Genomic DNA, 16,086 nt, shown 5'->3' on the forward strand with positions numbered 1-16,086 from the left:
TCGGCCCGTCAGGCCGCCACCATGGCGGGGTTGATCTGCTGCAGGCTGGTCGCCCCGGCCTGCCGCAAGATGGTCTCGAATTCACGCTGCAGGATGTCGAGCACCGTCGCCACGCCGGGTTGGCCGAACGCGGCGAGCCCCCAGCAGTACGGACGTCCGATGCCCACGGCGGTTGCTCCCAGCGCAAGCGCCTTGAAGACGTCCGTTCCGCGGCGGACGCCTCCGTCAATGAGGACGGGGATCTTTCCGCGAGCCCCTGCGACCACCTCCGGCAAGGCGCCGATCGTCGATTGCCCGCTCGCCTCGGCACGCCCGCCATGGTTGGAGACGATGATTCCGTCCACGCCGGCGCTCAAGGCCCGCACGGCGTCATCCCTGGTCATGATTCCCTTGAGGACCACCTTGGCCTTCGTGGCTGCTCGCAGCTTCGCCACGAACTCCCATGTCATGCCAGTGCCGTACAGGTTCGTCACGTGAGAGACGTCAAGGCGCTCGAACACCGGCTTGCGTGCCACCTCGTTGGAGAATCCAGCGGTGTGGCAACCCATGCATTGACGCGTGTCCACGCGTCGGGCGCGGAACAGCGTCTCCGTGTTACGGCCCCCTTGCCGGTCCACCGTCAGGACGATAGCCTTGGCCCCCGCCTCTTCCGCACGCCGTATCAGCGCCTGCGTGACGTTCCAATCGTCCGTCGGATACAGCTGGAACCAGATCGGCATGCCGTGCGCACGAGCGACATCCGCAGGCGCGGAATTGCTCGATGTCGATAGCACCATCAGCTGCTTCTTCGCGCCAGCGGCGCGCGCGACCGCCAGCTCAGCTTCGGGATGGAACGCGCGCTGGCTGCTCACCGGGGACAGGAAGATCGGACTCGCGTACTCGGTGCCGAACAGCTGCACCCGCGTGTCGATGTTTCGCGCATCGATCAGCCGCCGGACCTTGATACGGATCTTCTCGAAGTCCTCGTGATTCGCTCGGAGCGTCGAGTCGTCGTCCACGCCGGTGGCCATGTATCCCCAGTGAGCGGGCGCGGCGGCGAGCGCCTTCTTCGCCGCGGGCTCGAAGTCCATGACGTTCAGGGCGTGCTCGGGTGCCTCGATGATCTCGCCCACCTTCGGCGCCTGGGCGCGCAGCACGTCATAGCTTTGAGCCGCCACTTCTCCTGGCAGTGCCGCGGCCAATGCCGCCATCAGACCGGATGCGGAGGATCCCATCAGCAGCGGGCTGCCGGAGAGAAACTTCAGAAAATGCCGTCGGGCGTGCGAGGCATCTTCAAGGGCCGGAGTCGGCCCGGATTCGATGTCATTCAAGATTTTTTCCTCAGGAATTGCCCCGGCTCATCGAGCCAGGTAGTCGTGCACCACGGTGCCCATGCCGAGCGTCAGGTCGGTCACGATGTGCGTGCCGGAGATGACTTCCAGCACTGGAAGCTGCGCAACGGGCGCCAGGGCGTGATGCGCCAGTTCCAGCGCGGCGGGCCCGGTCCAGGCACCTTTCACAGTGACGTCTTCGAGCTGGTACTGCACCAGCTCACAGATGCGCGGGCTCCCGTCGACGTGGGGAACGATCTTCAGCAGGAACCCCGGCTCCGTCAGCGCCGCATGGACCTTCTGCGTGTCCAGCGGGCGCCATTTGTAGCCCATGGTGGCCGTGGCGACGCGGACGCTGCCGTAGTCCAGCTTGCCCAGCAGCGTGTCCTTCTCCACCTCCAGCGATACACAGGCGAGCTTTTTGGGGAAGCCCCACAGCTCGCGTCCTCCAGCGATCGGCGCCTCGTCGTTGAGAAACATCGAATGGACGTAGCCGCCGCGCTGCCCGCGAAAGCTCACGGGAATCACCTGACCCGACTCCGTGTAGTCGCCAAAACCCGTGGAGTCGGGCATCCGAATGAACTCGTACTTCACCAGCGGTTCGTCGATCTCCAGCGGCTCGGGCACGACAGCGCGCAACGCGTCCGGGTCGGTCCGATACGTGACGATCAGGAACTCCCGATTGATGAAGCGATAGGGGCCGGGGGGAAACGCTGGCGCGGTCAGCGGCATGGCGTGGGCGCGCTGCGCCACCTGGTCGATCTTCATCGTCTTACTCCTTGGGTTGGGTGCGTCGGGAGGGACGAGCGAGATCGAACACGCGCACCTCGCCCGTAGAGGAACCGCGACCCGTCCACCGCGGGTCGGCCAGGGATCGACTCATGTCCGATCTCCCGCTCGCCCAGTGCTCGCGCATCGTGAGCCGCGAGAACTCATAGTCCTTCGTCTGGCTCTCGTAGGACCGGGTGCGATAGATCAGATGCATGATGTCGACGCCCGCGCACTCGCTGTGCAGCGCGGCCAGCGCCTGGGCGTCCGGATCGCTGCGCAGGCGCACGGGCAGCTTGCGGAGCAGTCGCTGCGCCGCCTGGGCGATCTCCTGCCGGCTCACGCTCTGCTCGGTGTTCCAGCGCGTGCGGCTCGAGAAGCGCACGTCCTTCTCACGCTCCCCCACGTCGTCCATCGTCTGCGGCAAGCGGCCGCGTGCGGGGAACAGGTCCACCTGAAACACCGTGCGCTGTTTCCCGCCTGGCTGATCAAGCACGTAGTTCAGCGGCGTATTGGAGACAAGACCACCGTCCCAGTAGTGCTCGCCATCAATCTCCACTGGCGCAAAGGCGGGAGGCAGTGCGCCGCTGGCCATCACATGGCGCGCGTCCAGGCGTTGGCGGGCGGAGTCAAAGAACTCCAGGTTGCCGTTGCGTACGTTGACGGCGCCGACAGCCAGCCGGACTGGCCCGTCGTTGATGCGATCGAAGTCCACCAGCCGCTCGAGCGTGCGTTTGAGCGGCGTCGTGTCGTAGTAGCTGATGGCCTCGATCGTTCCTTTGCGATGGAAGGGCGCGGCTGGGAACCGCGGCGTGAAGAAGCCGGGGATGCCCATTAGCATCACGTGCGCCGCACTGGCGGAATTGATGTGCGAGCGCAGCGGACTGGTGAATCGAGCGAAAAGACGCTCAGCGGCCGGCGGCGTCGAGTGCATTCCCGACGTGACGAGGTCCCAGAACTCGCGCAGCCGCTCGAGTCGCCGCTCCGGCGCATTCCCGACGATAAGCGCGGAGTTGATCGCTCCGATCGAGATGCCAGCCACCCAGGTCGGCTCGATACGTGCCTCGACCATCGCCTCGAAGATGCCGGCTTGGTAGGAGCCGAGCGCCCCGCCGCCCTGCAGCACCAGAGCCACTTCCTCGGCATGGCGAGGGATCGTCATGACTCGCTCCGGTGGCGGACGCTCTGGAGCAGATCAAGGATCACCTGGTCAAGTGCTGAAGCGCTCCGCGGATTGAGCAGTGCTCCGTTGCCGTCGAACGCCTCATGAGCGGCAGGCACGGAGACCATCGACGGGAGGACACATGCGCCGAAACCGAGCTCGAGCCATTGGCGCAGTTGAGAGAGGCCACGATACCCACCGAATGCGCCGGGCGACGCCGCGCCAAGCGCGAAGACGGGGCGACGGAATGCGGCCGCGAGCCCTCCCTCGGCCGCGTACCGGGATACCCAGGTGAACGCGTTGACCAGCACCGGCGGCGGGCCGGAGTTGTATTCGGGGGAAGCGATGAAGACGCCGTGGTGCGAGCGCAGGGCTTCATGCAGCGCAGCCGCCTCCTGGGGAACGCCCTGACTGGACTCGACATCGCCGTCATAGATGGGCATCGGAAATCGAGCGAGATCCAGCAGCGACACGTCGGCGCCATGGAACCTGAGCCGTTCAGCGGCAACGAGGATCAGCTTGCTGTTCAGCGACTCGCGACGAGTTGATGCCGAGAAGACGAGGATGCGCGGTGAGGTCATTGGGGAGTTGCTTTCGGTTCGTCGAGGGCGCATTACTGGGAATTGAGGGGCGCGATGCTCAGCGCGTGCCCCGCGTGGACCACCTTCGCCTCCAGGTAGCGGCGGTTATGACTGCCGACGAAGACACCGGTCCGCTCTTGGCGAACGACGTCGATGCCATGCGTGACGAGCTGGGCGACCTTGTCCGGGTTGTTGGTCAGCAGCGTCACGCGACGCACGCCGACTGCCTTGAGCATTTCCGCGGCCACGCGGTAGTCGCGCTCGTCNNATCGAGTCCGAGATCCTGCAGACCGTAGGCATCGAGCTTGGACATCAGTCCGATGCCTCGGCCCTCCTGACGCAGGTACAGGAGATACCCGCCACTGGCCATCCGAAGCATCGACTCGTGGAGTTGTGGGCCACAGTCGCAGCGAGCGCTGCCGAAGACGTCGCCCGTCAGACACTCCGAATGCAGTCGCACCAGCGGTGCGGTTTCCGACGATGGATCGCCGAACTTGAGCATCAGATGCTCGCGCCCATCGGACATGCCGTCGAAGGTGATCACCTTGGCCTGCGCCGTGCTGCCGTCGGGGAGATTTAACGGAACTCCAACCATTGCGCGCACTTTGATCACGGGATGGCTACTGGTCGTATGCATGGATTGCCCTCACTGATCGGGAAGCATTCAATGGATCGTAGGAATGCGATCCCCGGGCGTGAAGCCACATCGCCGCAGACGGGGTGAGCAAGAATGAACAGCCCGAATCTCCGATCCGAAGATGCGGCTACGCCTCGAAGCCGGGCGAGATGGCTTCGTACTGAAGGATCAGCCGGACATCAGTGCCAATCAGGTCTAGCGAGCGGATCCTTAGCGTGATCGCTTCGTCAAGGGTTTGAAGCGTTCCAATCGCGGCCAGGCCGGCACCTGCGCCCAGCAGCTTTGGCGCGAGATAGACGAGCAGCTCATCGACAAGTCCGGCGCGTAGCAAGGCGCCGTTGAGCCGCGCGCCCGCCTCTACATGGATCTCCTGGACGCCGGCGCTGCTCAGGTCCCGCATCACGGCCGCGAGGTCGATCTGGCCGCTGGCGTCGGCCAGTTCGCGAATGACAGCGCCGCGCTCGCGCACTGGGATTCCCCTCGGGTCGCTGATTCCACCCGTGTAGATGCGTATCGGCCCAGGCGCATCGAAGAGGCGAGCGGTAGCCGGCGTCCTCAGCTTGGAGTCCAGCACTACGCGCAAGGGCTGAGACTGTGCTGGGACCAGGCGGACATCGAGCCTCGGGTCGTCAGCCAAAACCGTCCCGATGCCCGTCAGGACCGCATCGGCTCGATGGCGCCAAGCGTGGCTGTCGATCCGAGATTTCTCACCATTGATCCACTGGCTCAATCCGTTGTCCAGAGCGGTGCGGCCATCCAAGCTCACGCCCGCTTGCAGGCGCACCCAGGGCCGTCCCCGGCTTCTTGCAACGTCGCGGCGCTGATCGGTACATGTCTGCATGGGCGGCCTCACCATCCCATGTCTTGGCCACCGTTGATGGCCAGGTTGGCTCCCGTGATCCAGGCCGCGTCCTCCCCGACGAGGAATGCCACGGCGTGCGCGATCTCCTCTGGCTTGCCCAGCCGGCCCATCGGGATCTGCGCCACTATTTTCTCGCGTACCTCCTCTGGAACGGCCATCACCATGTCGGTAGCCACATAGCCAGGCGACACGGTGTTGACCGTGATGCCGAACTTGGCGTTCTCCTGCGCGAGCGACATGGTGAAGCCGTGCATGCCTGCCTTGGCGGCGGCGTAGTTGGCTTGGCCGTACTGCCCCTTCTGCCCATTGATCGAGCTGATCTGCACGATGCGGCCCCACTGGCGCCTACGCATGCCTTCGATCACGGGTCGCGTGACGTTGAAGCAGGCGTTGAGGTTGGTGTTCACCACATCCAGCCATTGCTGGTGCCCCATCTTGTGTAGTGCGGCGTCGCGGGTGATTCCCGCGTTGTTGACCAGAATCTCGACAGGCCCCAACCGAGTCTCGATCTCTCGCGCCATGGCTTCGCACGAGTGGAGGTCGGAGACATCGCCTTGGAAGATATGGACATCGAGATCCTCCTCCGTCATTGCGGCGCCCCAGGCATCGGCTTTAGCAGGATCACGGAAACTGGTGGCGACGCGATGCCCTAGCCGCGCCAGGTGTCGAACGATGGCAGTGCCGATCCCGCCTGTTCCCCCCGTCACAAGAACCGTACGTCCATTCATCACTCAAGCCCTCTTCGTTGGGGGGGGCCGCCGGCCCCGCGTTGCCTGTCACGCATGACAGCGTGTACGGGCTGGAATGCTAGGAGCCGCTGTCGTCACCGCGAATGCTCGTTCCTGCGAACCGGCGGTGCAAAACCGAACAGGCTTCCGCCCCATACTCGCGTGCTGTTCATTTCTGACCGGTGGCTCGACACTTTCATGCATTCCCATCCAAGCCGCCAAGACGAAAAATCGGACCACCGCACGCTATAGGCGTGCTCTCGCAACAGTCACCCGATCGGACCTCGACCGGTACGGTGTCATTCCAACCAGCTAGCAACGAGGTCATGCGCCTGAGTCATTGGCCTTGGATGGTGAGTGCCTTCCCCCGCCTGAGCCTACGCACCCGCTATTTCTCGGGTCTGGTGCTGTTCAGCTACGTCGGAATGCACCTCGCGACGCTGGCAATGGGATTGCGCTCGATCGACGCCATCGAAGCGGTACGCCCCTGCCTGATGGGTCCATGGACGCAGGGCGTCGGGCCGTTCATACTGCTCGCCGCCGCAGTGCTGCATGGCATCTTGGGCTTGGCGGCAATCGCTGGACGGCGCACCCTTCATCTAAGTGCGGGAGACTGGGCGCAGGTCATCCTGGGACTGCTTATCGTCCCGCTGCTCCTCGATCACCTGTTCTTTGTTGGATCTGCCCAGCGCACCGGTCTCTTTTCCCGCGCCTACGGATTCATGCTCGCCACCTACTGGGAGGTCACACCAGGCCATGCCTTGCAGCAGGTTCTTGTCGTGGTGGTGGTCTGGATCCATGGCGCGATCGGCCTTCATCGCGGGCTAATGCTCAAGCCGATCTGGACGCGAGTGGGGCCGTGGCTTTCCCCACTGCTGTTCTCATTTCCTACCGCCGCGCTGCTGGGCTTTGTCAGCGCAGGGCGGGAAGCCTTGGACAAACTGGCCAGCGATGAGCGCTGGCGGGTCAGCGTTCACCTTGCCGTTGACCAGGTCCTCGTGGCTGACTCGAAACTGGAGCCAGTGCGCCTAGCCGTCCTGTACGGCTATGCCGCTCTAGCGCTGGCAGCGGTGTGCATCCTGCTGTGGCGCACGTCGAGAGCTCGAAGCGGATGCGCCACCATCGAGTACGACGGGGAACTGGAAGTTCGCGCGCGCTTTGGCCTCTCACTTCTCGATGTCAGCCGCACCAACGGGATTCCTCACGCGTCGGTATGTGGGGGGCGTGGACGGTGCGGTACTTGCCTGGTCTTCGTCGGGCATTCTCCGGAGGCACTGACACCGGCGCGAGAATGGGAACGGCAGACCTTGCGACGCGTTCACGCGCCTGACGGAGGCCGCCTGGCATGCCAGGCCCGCGTATGCGGACCCCGAATCGCGCTGGCCCGTCTTCACCCCGCTCATGCCGATGCATCACTTGCGCGGGATCTCGTAGCTGCTGGCGACGGCGGCAGGACCGGCGTCTCCACATGAGTGTTCGCGTCCGACTCAACGAGTTGGCCGGGGCGCTGAGTACCGGTCCTTCGGAACTTGTGCGGGTTTGGCAACACGCCGGCGACGCGCTCATCAGTGGCGCTGGCCTCGTCGCCTTGACCTACAGCCTTGTCCTCTTCCTGATGAGCGCCGGGGTAGAGTGGCTGTACTGGACCTATGCCGCCTCGCCGCTGCGCGCGATCGAGCTGGCTCCAACGCCAACGCCAGCGCTGGGGTTCAGACAGGCATGGCATCGTCTGGCGCTTCTAGCGCTGGGTCAGGTTCTCTTTGCCGGCACGGCTCTCGGGGGCTTGGCCTTCTTCCGGTGGCCACCGGGCTTTGACGCCGTCCTGCCTGATGGCGTCCAGCTCGTCATCGCGCTTCGAGCCGCCTGGTTGATCGCAGACACCGTATGGGCTCCAGGACGCCCGCAAGGAAGACTGCTCAATCTAGCCCCCCAGTTTTCGCGCCGCGCGGTGCTGTGTTCTGTGGCTATGTCGTTCCTCTTGGGCTCGAGCTGGCTCCTGGCCCCGCTTCTCGAGAAGGCCGAAGCGGGCCACGCCGCGGACCTGTATCGACTGGTGGCCGCCACAATCACCTTTGTCCTGACCTGGCGCTTCAAGTACCTCTTCCCCCTGTGGCCAGGCAGCGCGGCGCGGCCGCCAGGCCACAAGACGCTGCAGCTTCCGAGGTCCATCATCTTTACGACGGTGTTGACCGCCATCTACGGCGTCTGGCTCGCCGCTGGAACTGCGCCGACCGTCTTCGTGGCGGACATCGTCCTGCTGGCGATGGCGCAGTGGTCGTTGCGCGCCATCTTCCACTTCTGGCACCGCCCGGCCGCCGAGGGCCAAGGCGAGCTGGGCAGCGGTGCTTCGACCCTGAGCCTCACGGCCACGATCGGTCTATCTGTAGCACGCCACGGCGCCGTGGCGATCGCCGCGTGTATCGCCTTGTCGAGCTTCGGCGTTCCGCTTGATCAGGTACTTTCCGGACACTCGCCCGCAGCTCCATTCGTTCGGGATGCAGCCGGTCTATTGACACTCTCCCTCGCGACGAATGTCGTCTGGGTCGCCGTGCGCATTTCGATTGACCGGCGCCTTGCAGCCCTGAAGCCGTCCGTCACGGGACAGGACCACCATGCACGGCTACGAACGCTGTTGCCGCTCGTACGCACAGCATTGGGAATCCTGCTTCTGACCACGTTCATCCTCACCGCGTTGTGGGACCTGGGGATTCAGATTGGCCCGCTGCTCGCTGGTGCTGGCGCCTTTGGCGTCGTGTTCGGCTTCGGCGCTCAAGCGCTGGTGCGGGACGTCATCGCCGGAGTCTTCTATCTGATCGAGGACGCGTTCCGGGTCGGCGAATACATCGAGATCGGCGCAACGATCAAGGGCAAGGTTGAGCGCATCACCTTGCGGTCAGTCGCACTTCGGCACCACGACGGCCCATTGCACTTCGTTCCGTACGGCTCGCTCGGCACCGTTCGAAATAACTCGCGCGACTGGATTGTTCAGAAGTTCGACCTGCCACTGCCCATCGATGTCGATAGCGAGCTGATCATGCAGATGATCCGGCAGGTCGGTGAAGCGATGCAGCAGGACCCGGCGACCGCGCCGGCTTTGCGCGAGTCGATGAAGGTGAAGTTGTATCGTATCGATCCTGGCATCAAGATCTTCCGCTGCAAGATCGAGACCGTTCCTGGCGAGCAGTTCGACATGCGGGTCGAAGCCCTCAGACGCATCGAGATCGTCATGCGAGAAGCGGGGATTCCATTCGCCAGCGGGGTCCAAACGATCGTCGTCCCCCCCGGTCAGAATGCCCAGCCGGACTGACGATTGTCTGCAGGGACGGTCCGGAAGCCGTGCCGGATGGGTCTCGTGAATTGGACGAGCCCCACGGAGACGACGCTGCCACATTCATCCGTCGCAGTTTAGGAGTCCGCGTGGTCACGGGGCAGTCGGATGCTGCCTCGGATTGACGGTAGTCATAGCTACCGTTACTTCGCATATCGACGATGCTTCTTCGCATCCGCGCGAAGCCGGCGTCAGCGTCAACATGAGACTTCCAAGCATCGCCAATCGCCGAATGTTCCGGCTGGCACTGCAGGGAGTCATGCATGTCTATCCAGTTCACTCGCTCAGATGGTTATCCAGTTGGCACGCCGTCACCCCCGGATCCTTCTGACCCATTCGCCGGCATACCGGGAAAGATCGGCGACATGCTGCGCAACGGCGACGCGGTCAACAACGCACTGAGGCGGGAACTCGCTGGGAAGCATCTCCTCGACGATGCCGACGAGTACGAGGGGAGCTCGGTTGCAGGCGATCCCTACAACTGGCAGGAGCCACCGAAGAGCAAAGGCTTCGATCTATGGAGCCTGGATCGCGGAGTTGCCGCGAAACCGAAGGATCCTCGATTCAACAAGGATGACGACGCTGCGCCGCCGAGGACGCTCGGTGAGCACTTCGCCGCGGAGGATAGGGCCAACGCGTTCAAATCGAATCCCAAGCCTTACGACAACGCAGCGTATTACGGCAAGAACAAGGGGCATCTCGACCTCGGTCCGGTGACGGACTGGGTGAACCAGAACGCCTTCGACACCAAGCAGAGGGAGCGGCAGAAGACTCACTCCGCTGGAGCGGATCCGACAGACGGTGGGAGCACCGGCCTCCTGAAGAACCGGATCGATGATCCAACGGTCAAGCGCAACGGCCTCAGCCCCGGAGCTCACTACGGCACCTTCACCCCCGATCTGAAGGACGATTCGTTCTCAGCTGAAGAGGTGGAGCGGCGGTCCTGGCACGCCGGGATGGAAGACGTCGACCGACTCAATGGCGGTGCGGGCTACTCACAGACCAATCTTGGCCTATGGTCCCTCCGGGAACACAACAAGCACGGAGACACGGCGGATGCCGGCCTGGGGGCGCGGGCCGAGATCGTCAACGTGTTCCAAACGGGGGCGGGTGAGACGGTTGTGCGAGCAAACGGTCTTGCAGCAATCGAAGGTAGCGCCGGGGTCAAGGCGAAGTTCAAGCCCTACAACACCAACGTCGCCATAGGGGCAGAGCTCCGTGGCGGCTTGTTCGGAGAGGCCGGCGTCACCTATCGCCCGGCGCGGTTCGAGCCCGCTATCGCTGGAGCTCGCATCGACCTTTCCCCCGAGATCGGTACAACAGGCAGAGTGTTCACCGGCGGAGAGATCGGAGGCGGCTTCAAGGCCATTTGGCGCATGCTTCCAGACCCACTCACTGGGAAGATGTCTCCTGAGGTTGGCGTGGAAGCCAAAGGTGCCGCGTTCGTTGGTGGGAAGACGGAGATCGACGGCAGTGTGGGTGCGGCCGGGATCGGCAGTGTCGGCGGCAATGCTGCAGGCCTCTATGGTCTCGGAGCGGAAGGCAAAGCGCGCTTCGGCATTGCCAAGGACGATCAAGGCCGTCGGAAGCTGAGGTTCGAGCTCAAGTTCGCCGCGGCACTTGGGCTCGGGCTCGGTTTTGGTATCAGAGGAGAAATCAATATCGACGGGCTCATGCGCTTCGGGGCGGGACTCGTACAAGCCAACAAGCAGATCGCCCGGGCGATCATCAACTTCGCGCACGCAGCCGGAGACAAGGTCAGCGAAACCTGGAACAGCATCATCAAAGGCGCCGGCCAAGGCCTCGGTGAAGCTGGAAACGCAGTCAAGAAGGTCGCGAAGAAGGCCGGAAAAGCTATCGAGGGAGCAGCTAAAGACGTGGGCAACGGCATTAAGAAGGCAGCCAGCACCGTCGGCGGTGGCATAAAGGATGCCGCGAATACGGTTGCTGAGACCGCCAAGAATGTCGCGAAGGACGTCGGCAATGCAGTCAAGAGCGTCGGAAACAAGATCAAGAATTTCCTAGGCTTCTAGCCCTAGCTGCGGCCGGTAGCGTGCACGCATCCAGACGCCATCGCGCACTCGTATGACGTCTCCTCTGACGAGCACCAAGCGCGACCGACACTGACCATCCGCTGGTCGGCCGACTGAAAGGTAACAGACAGTCCGCACCGGTCCGATGCCAGTATGGGCCTCAAATCGTGTCATACCCTCCGGTGTCTCGCCGAATGCAGGGCTTAGCATGGCCCAATGCAGAAGCACAAACGACGCGCGGGACGCAATGGAAGATCAGGGGCAAAGCAGCGACATTGCGGGGCTGGGTGTAGGCTCGGGCGACTTATGCCGTGGGTATTTGCCACTGCGGCCGCGATGCACGACTTTGGTGACCTGGGCTGGGTGCAAAGCTTGGCGGAGCACCCGCTGCATGTGGTGCTGATAGCCTGCGTTCGTACTACACCGCCTCTTTTCGCTTTGGCGGGCCTCTTGGCCGTCAGCCTGCAGCCGCTGGCGTGCTCACGATCCACTCGCAGCTGCGGTTTCGAAGCGCAAGGTGCGAACGCAGGCGATCAGTAGGACCGCCAGTATTGCACTGCCGCTGGCGGGGCCGGCGATTGCGCTGACGTCTGTCAGGAGGGCCGCGGCGTTTTGAGCGACATCCCTCTGTCGCTCGACAAGATGTGTGGCACAAGAGAGCACGTGGCCCCGATTCGCCGTCAAGCCGCTTGACGACGTCGCAGGCGAAACCCCGGCAGACGAACTGCCGGGGACCACGAGTTATGCGAGCTCAAGCTGAATCTTGCCCGGCGCCTTGTTCCGTTTAACCGGACCAACGACGATTCGCACATCGTGGCCAAGCTTGGCAACCAGTTCAAGCATCTTCTGTTCACTGACGCCACGGAACAGACCACGCGTGATGCGAGAGATCTTGCTCTGATCGATACCCAGCAACTCGGCTGCCTCGGCTTGGCTCAGGTGACGCGCCTTGATGCACCTTGCAATTTCGGCGGCTAGGGTCGATTTTCGTTGCATCTCGGCCGCATCGGCGTACCCCAAGTCCTCGTAGACATTGGCGCTTCCTTGCTCAATAGTGATTTCAGAGGTGCTCATTTCTTTGCTCCTTGTGTGGCGAGCCAATTGGCGTGGTCGGTCGTGGCAGCCTTCAAACGGGTTCTGATCAAGTCGACGTCGGGCTTAGGCGTTTCGATGCCCTTGGTGGACTTCTTCTGAAAGCAGTGCAAAACATATACCCACCCTGCCAGTCGCACCGTATAGACGGCCCGATAGGTGCCTCCGTCGTCCGACTCGACGACTTCCAACACACCTGCCGAGCCAAAACCCTTTAGCGGCTTGGCATCTTCGTGCTTCGAGCCGGCCTGAGCCATGTCGATCGCATGACCAAAAACGTCCTTGATGTCGTTGGGCATGGCATCGAGGTCTCGCTTAGAAGACCCGACCCACTTGACGGGCTTGCGGAAGGTACCTTTCATGTTTTATGCCCATTTTGGCATAGGATCATGGGGGAGGGAAGGCCCCAAAACGTGTGCGCCATGGATTCCTTTCATAAGCTGTGGCGCTGGCGCGCGTTGATTGAACTGTGTGATGTTTCACAGCGACACATACTTCAACTGAGATGCGGCATCCCATGAGGCCAACCCCGGTGCACACATCGCGGCCTGGGAAGAGCGGCTCGGCGAGGTTCGGCTGCTGCTGCCGGTCTGCGACCTGAACTCTCCGGGGACCTCGCGCAACTTTTCGCTACCTCGGGCCGGCGTAGTCGCTCGGCGCCTCCGATTACGCCAGCTCAGGCAATCGGGTTGGTTCGGCGTCGCGGGGATGGAGCGCGCGCAGCAGTTGCACGAGCGCTTGCGCCCTGGCGTCGCAGGCGGGCGTCGGCATGGTGCTCGACGAGGCTGCCGCCGTGCTCACTGCACAGGCCACGCTCAGCTACACCAGGTCCGTTCGACCCAAGTTCCGTCCCCGTGACATCAACTGCATTGCACGGCGCGGGGTGCGCTGGCCGACGCCGGCTGTGAGATCCCGCTGGAGACGGACAGTTTGCCGACCATGCCCATGCGTCACCTCCCGTGAGACGCCGGTCCCGCTTGGCGAGTGCCGCCTTGTTGACTTCCATCCGGGGCGTCGCACTTCACCGCTTGAAGCGGCCCAGCCCAAAGAGGGATTGGGTCGCTGCGCCTCATTGAGGAAGATTGGCGACCATGGGACTAGTGTCGCGTCGGCGGCCCGCTGACGGCTTGACCCGGAAATCAGACCTATGGTGCTCAAGCTTCGAGCCTTCGTCAGCGCTGCCGACAGTTTTCTCCGCAACCATTGGATCGGGATCATCTCGATGGCCGTCGCCACCGGTGTGCTCGGCAACTTCGCGTACGACGCGGTAAAGCCCAAGGATTCTCCAACGGGTTCAGTTGCTCCGCCATTTGCCGAGCCACAGCCACTGGACTGGCATTCCGCCTCCCAGGCGATGCGGGCCTCTGCTACGTCGATGCGTACCATCGTCGGCGACTATGTGAGTTCGTCTCCACCAAAGAAGTGGAAGGACGCCGAAGCAGAGTACAAGCGCGCCTCAGATCATTACGCAGCTTCAGACTTCCAAGCTGCTTATGAAAGTTTCAAGCGCGCCCACGCGCTTTACCAAGACCTCTTCATCGACGTTGAAGCCTCCCGTCGGTGACGGTAGCGATCGCCGCCCCTCATCTGAGAACAGCCATTCTCCTAGGGGCAACCGAGATTCGACACTGAGCGACCGGTCCCGGCGCGTGTCGACTGGCCGGGCCCGACCCGGAGCTGCCCCTCGCCGCCGCAAGACCGGTCATCGTTGAGCGTGCGTGACATGAGGTTCGTGTTTCGGCCTTCCGAAGAGCCGTCCCGGCCGAGCCAACTGCCTGAGCTCGTCGGCGAAAGGCCCGCCCTCATTGTTTGGCGGTCTTGGCCTTCGCTCGTAGCGAGCGCTTGTAGCGCACCTCGATGCGCTCGGCGAACTCCGAGAACGTGAAGTCCAGGCCGGCCGCAATCTTGAACAGCACGCTGATGGTGGGCTGCTTGCGACCGACTTCGATCAGCGAGATGTAGGGCCGGTCAAGTTCACACTGGCCGGCCAAGTCTTCCTGCGAGTAGCCGAGCTCAATCCGTCTGGCCTTGATTTCCACGGCCATGGCGTCGATTAATTCCGGATTCCTGCTGGGTCGCATTGCGCGACGCAGTTTTCATGGATCGTAAACTGAAGACACGTGTCAACTGACAGCAAAGTGAGCGTTCCTCGCTCGCTGGCGGGACGTGACATCGCGGCCGTTTTCACGGCCGTACGGAGCAAGTGGAGCCCCGGTCCCCGGGGCTGCTCGACAACGTCAATCTCAGGGAAGCCATGTCTCTCGCATCCAGGTCACTCATCTCGATCCTCGCCAGCTTGGCGATGACCTCTCCGGCTCTGGCCGGGCTCACCCCCACCGAAGGCAACGTGGCGCAGAAGAAGTGCGGCGCCAGCCGCGCCGAGTCGTTGACTGCCATGGGCACCCTGGTGCGCGGCAGTACCAGTCTGAACGTCGCCAACAGGCGCCTGTCCATCGGCAAGGTTCTGGCTCCCGGCGAGGTCGTCTTCTACGCCAGCTTGGCTGAAAGCAAGAAGGTCTATCGGGCCAAGAAGCAGATCGAGGTCATCGATTCGAGCCCCATGACACCGGATGTGAAGATCACGCCCGAGATGCCATTACCCGTGCTCGGTACCTTCACGAGCAACAGCGGACGACGTTATGACGTGGTCGGCGTGGGCAGCGGCTATAGCGGTTTCCTGACCTTGGTCGACGACGCAGGGTTCCTCTGCTCGGATCGCCTGGATGACAAGCTGGTGGCCGTTGGCATGCCGACGGTCTACCAGCAGGAGCCCTTGATCAGCCAAACAGCGGATGCTGGTCTGACCAAGCCGCGCACCCAGGCGGTTGCCGTGACCTTCCTGGGCTTGGCCGGTGCCTCGGCTAGCTTCGAAGTTGCAGTAATGGTCAACGGTGCGGTGGAAGCGAAGAAGGTCTCGAGCTTCGACGCGTTCTCGCCAACCGTGCAGCTCGGCGACCTCGCTATGGCCATCAGGGTCGACGGGAGCGGACTGACGGTGACATCCCTGAACGAGCCCACCGACTACGTTCGCTGGCTCGGAGAACTCCGGGCGGGCATGCGTCGCTGATCCCCCGGCCAACTTCGACCATGCGGCTGTTGGTCGTCTGGACCCTCTGCTGCCCGGTGTGCAGGGGGCCAGGCGTTGCGACCTGTTGACGCAACGTCAGAGCCGCCCCGCTGTCACCGAACATGGAAGAAGGCCTAACGCCTCCTTGGGGTCTGGTTAAATGGCGCCGCGTCGCCACGAGCGACGACCATAGATCCAAAAGGAGAGAGTCATGCCGAAGTCCCTGCAACATGTTTTGAGCCAGATCGACAAACTGCAGAAGGAAGCGGACTCGCTTCGAGCCAAGGAGGTGTCGGGAGTCGTGGCGCGCATCCAAGAGGCGATCGCCCACTACAACCTGACGCCCGAGCAGCTGTTCGGGCGCGCTGGGCGCAAGGCGAAGGGTTCTGCTACTTCCTCGAGCACAGTGGCAAAGCGCGGCCGCGGCGTGCCGAAGTACCAGAGCGACGACGGGCGCACGTGGAGCGGTGTCGGCAAGCGTCCGGCCTGGTTCGTCGAGGCGCTGGCGAACGGGCGAG

Annotated in this window: 15 protein-coding genes and 1 pseudogene; 6 read left to right on the forward strand and 10 right to left on the reverse strand. The window is 63.2% G+C overall.

Translation table 11 applies throughout. The features are described 5' to 3' along the window. Positions 1 to 8 precede the first annotated feature (8 nt). From ACTJKJ_RS26715 to phbB, 7 genes and pseudogenes are all read right to left on the reverse strand, one after another. A complete protein-coding gene (locus ACTJKJ_RS26715; RefSeq protein WP_440823173.1) occupies positions 9 to 1,310 on the reverse strand; it encodes an alpha-hydroxy acid oxidase in 1,302 nt (433 codons plus the stop codon). Between the two features lie 27 nt (positions 1,311 to 1,337). After that, entirely contained in the window at positions 1,338 to 2,078 is a 741-nt protein-coding gene (locus ACTJKJ_RS26720; protein WP_440823175.1) for an acetoacetate decarboxylase, read from the reverse strand. 4 nt (positions 2,079 to 2,082) lie between these two features. Continuing rightward, on the reverse strand, positions 2,083 to 3,240 hold the full coding sequence (locus ACTJKJ_RS26725) for a patatin-like phospholipase family protein (RefSeq protein WP_440823177.1): 1,158 nt from the start codon (positions 3,238 to 3,240) through the stop codon (positions 2,083 to 2,085). After that, a complete protein-coding gene (locus ACTJKJ_RS26730; protein ID WP_440823179.1) occupies positions 3,237 to 3,821 on the reverse strand; it encodes an NADPH-dependent FMN reductase in 585 nt (194 codons plus the stop codon). Before ACTJKJ_RS26730 ends, ACTJKJ_RS26725 begins: the two co-directional genes overlap by 4 nt. A 32-nt stretch (positions 3,822 to 3,853) precedes the next feature. Then, a pseudogene (gene ribA, locus ACTJKJ_RS26735) lies at positions 3,854 to 4,458 on the reverse strand (GTP cyclohydrolase II RibA). A gap of 127 nt (positions 4,459 to 4,585) precedes the next feature. Further along, positions 4,586 to 5,299 (reverse strand): RibD family protein, encoded by a 714-nt coding sequence (locus ACTJKJ_RS26740; protein ID WP_440823180.1) that lies wholly within the window; start codon positions 5,297 to 5,299, stop codon positions 4,586 to 4,588. Between the two features lie 8 nt (positions 5,300 to 5,307). Further along, positions 5,308 to 6,048 carry an acetoacetyl-CoA reductase gene (phbB, locus tag ACTJKJ_RS26745; protein ID WP_440823182.1) on the reverse strand — a complete coding sequence of 247 codons (741 nt, stop codon included), beginning with the start codon at positions 6,046 to 6,048 and terminating at the stop codon, positions 5,308 to 5,310. 326 nt (positions 6,049 to 6,374) lie between these two features. Here phbB and ACTJKJ_RS26750 point away from each other — a divergent pair, with 326 nt between their 5' ends. From ACTJKJ_RS26750 to ACTJKJ_RS26760, 3 genes are all read left to right on the forward strand, one after another. Further along, positions 6,375 to 7,520 (forward strand): 2Fe-2S iron-sulfur cluster-binding protein, encoded by a 1,146-nt coding sequence (locus ACTJKJ_RS26750; protein ID WP_440823184.1) that lies wholly within the window; start codon positions 6,375 to 6,377, stop codon positions 7,518 to 7,520. Continuing rightward, on the forward strand, positions 7,517 to 9,355 hold the full coding sequence (locus ACTJKJ_RS26755; RefSeq protein WP_440823186.1) for a mechanosensitive ion channel family protein: 1,839 nt from the start codon (positions 7,517 to 7,519) through the stop codon (positions 9,353 to 9,355). Before ACTJKJ_RS26750 ends, ACTJKJ_RS26755 begins: the two co-directional genes overlap by 4 nt. Positions 9,356 to 9,639: 284 nt before the next feature. Further along, complete coding sequence (locus ACTJKJ_RS26760; RefSeq protein WP_440823188.1) at positions 9,640 to 11,409, forward strand: hypothetical protein; 1,770 nt, start codon at positions 9,640 to 9,642, stop codon at positions 11,407 to 11,409. Positions 11,410 to 12,150: 741 nt separating this feature from the next. Here the strand turns inward: ACTJKJ_RS26760 and ACTJKJ_RS26765 are convergent. Next, positions 12,151 to 12,483, reverse strand: coding sequence for a helix-turn-helix domain-containing protein (locus ACTJKJ_RS26765; protein ID WP_440823190.1), 333 nt, complete (start codon positions 12,481 to 12,483; stop codon positions 12,151 to 12,153). After that, a complete protein-coding gene (locus ACTJKJ_RS26770; RefSeq protein ID WP_440823192.1) occupies positions 12,480 to 12,863 on the reverse strand; it encodes a type II toxin-antitoxin system RelE/ParE family toxin in 384 nt (127 codons plus the stop codon). The genes ACTJKJ_RS26765 and ACTJKJ_RS26770 overlap by 4 nt, the downstream gene beginning before the upstream one ends. A gap of 785 nt (positions 12,864 to 13,648) precedes the next feature. Between ACTJKJ_RS26770 and ACTJKJ_RS26775 the strand changes: the two genes are divergently transcribed. Beyond that, positions 13,649 to 14,065, forward strand: coding sequence for a hypothetical protein (locus tag ACTJKJ_RS26775; protein ID WP_440823194.1), 417 nt, complete (start codon positions 13,649 to 13,651; stop codon positions 14,063 to 14,065). 238 nt (positions 14,066 to 14,303) lie between these two features. Here ACTJKJ_RS26775 and ACTJKJ_RS26780 read toward each other — a convergent pair whose 3' ends face one another. Beyond that, positions 14,304 to 14,546: a helix-turn-helix domain-containing protein gene (locus ACTJKJ_RS26780; protein ID WP_440823196.1), complete on the reverse strand. Its 243-nt coding sequence runs from the start codon at positions 14,544 to 14,546 to the stop codon at positions 14,304 to 14,306. Between the two features lie 209 nt (positions 14,547 to 14,755). Here ACTJKJ_RS26780 and ACTJKJ_RS26785 point away from each other — a divergent pair, with 209 nt between their 5' ends. After that, positions 14,756 to 15,568, forward strand: a complete 813-nt coding sequence (locus tag ACTJKJ_RS26785; protein WP_440820176.1) for a hypothetical protein — start codon at positions 14,756 to 14,758, stop codon at positions 15,566 to 15,568. 211 nt (positions 15,569 to 15,779) lie between these two features. Next, the coding region (locus ACTJKJ_RS26790; protein ID WP_440820175.1) for an H-NS histone family protein at positions 15,780 to 16,086 on the forward strand (307 nt) is incomplete at its 3' end.

The organism is Roseateles sp. 22389, assembly GCF_052044995.1.
Classification (GTDB): domain Bacteria; phylum Pseudomonadota; class Gammaproteobacteria; order Burkholderiales; family Burkholderiaceae_C; genus Roseateles.

Excerpts from the sequence above, each read along its gene's own strand:
- ACTJKJ_RS26730 (WP_440823179.1), bottom strand. The coding sequence starts at position 3,821 with ATGACCTCACCGCGCATCCTCGTCTTCTCGGCATCAACTCGTCGCGAG.
- ACTJKJ_RS26720 (WP_440823175.1), bottom strand. The coding sequence starts at position 2,078 with ATGAAGATCGACCAGGTGGCGCAGCGCGCCCACGCCATGCCGCTGACC.
- phbB (WP_440823182.1), bottom strand. The coding sequence starts at position 6,048 with ATGAATGGACGTACGGTTCTTGTGACGGGGGGAACAGGCGGGATCGGC.
- ACTJKJ_RS26755 (WP_440823186.1), top strand. The coding sequence starts at position 7,517 with ATGAGTGTTCGCGTCCGACTCAACGAGTTGGCCGGGGCGCTGAGTACC.
- ACTJKJ_RS26725 (WP_440823177.1), bottom strand. The coding sequence starts at position 3,240 with ATGACGATCCCTCGCCATGCCGAGGAAGTGGCTCTGGTGCTGCAGGGC.
- ACTJKJ_RS26770 (WP_440823192.1), bottom strand. The coding sequence starts at position 12,863 with ATGAAAGGTACCTTCCGCAAGCCCGTCAAGTGGGTCGGGTCTTCTAAG.
- ACTJKJ_RS26760 (WP_440823188.1), top strand. The coding sequence starts at position 9,640 with ATGTCTATCCAGTTCACTCGCTCAGATGGTTATCCAGTTGGCACGCCG.
- ACTJKJ_RS26780 (WP_440823196.1), bottom strand. The coding sequence starts at position 14,546 with ATGGCCGTGGAAATCAAGGCCAGACGGATTGAGCTCGGCTACTCGCAG.
- ACTJKJ_RS26750 (WP_440823184.1), top strand. The coding sequence starts at position 6,375 with ATGCGCCTGAGTCATTGGCCTTGGATGGTGAGTGCCTTCCCCCGCCTG.
- ACTJKJ_RS26775 (WP_440823194.1), top strand. The coding sequence starts at position 13,649 with ATGGTGCTCAAGCTTCGAGCCTTCGTCAGCGCTGCCGACAGTTTTCTC.
- ACTJKJ_RS26740 (WP_440823180.1), bottom strand. The coding sequence starts at position 5,299 with ATGCAGACATGTACCGATCAGCGCCGCGACGTTGCAAGAAGCCGGGGA.
- ACTJKJ_RS26785 (WP_440820176.1), top strand. The coding sequence starts at position 14,756 with ATGTCTCTCGCATCCAGGTCACTCATCTCGATCCTCGCCAGCTTGGCG.
- ACTJKJ_RS26765 (WP_440823190.1), bottom strand. The coding sequence starts at position 12,483 with ATGAGCACCTCTGAAATCACTATTGAGCAAGGAAGCGCCAATGTCTAC.